This window comes from Microbispora siamensis, from assembly GCF_016863095.1.
Taxonomy (GTDB): Bacteria; Actinomycetota; Actinomycetes; order Streptosporangiales; family Streptosporangiaceae; genus Microbispora; species Microbispora siamensis.
Genome location: NZ_BOOF01000146.1, coordinates 1 through 557, shown reverse-complemented (window position 1 = coordinate 557; position 557 = coordinate 1). Strand labels below are relative to the sequence as shown.

The 557-nt window shown below is 69.7% G+C and carries 1 pseudogene; it reads right to left on the bottom strand.

Annotated features, from left to right (window positions below):
• A pseudogene (locus Msi02_RS42855) lies at positions 1-557 on the bottom strand (IS5 family transposase); the annotation flags it as partial.

Genomic DNA, 557 nt, shown 5'->3' with positions numbered 1-557 from the left:
TGGCGGTCTTGTCGTAGCGGGTGGCCAGGGCGCGGAACTGTTTGAGCTGGTTGAAGCAGCGCTCGACCACGTTGCGGCGCTTGTAGGTCTGAGGGTCGAAGATCGGTGGACGGCCGCCCCTGCTGCCCCGCCTGGCGCGGCCGGCGACTTGGTCGGCCCGCTCGGGGATGGTGTGGTTGATCCCGCGCCGTCGCAGGTAGATGCGGATGGCGCGGGAACTGTATCCCTTGTCGGCCACCACGTGGTTGGGGCGAGTACGGGGCCGGCCCCGACCGAGGCGGGGAACACGGATCGCCTGCAGCACCTGCTGCAAGCGAGTGCAGTCGTTGACGTTTCCGCCGGTCACCAGGAACGCCAGCGGCCGGCCGCGTCCGTCACAGGCGAGGTGGATCTTGCTGGTCAGTCCGCCGCGGGATCGGCCGAGGGCGTGATCGGATGGCGAGTCGGCGCCTGGTCCCCCTTTTTCGCCCCCGCCGCGTGCTGATGGGCTCGGACGATGGTGGAGTCCACCGCGACCAGCCAATCAATGTCGCCGCGGGCGTCGGCGTCGGCTTGCA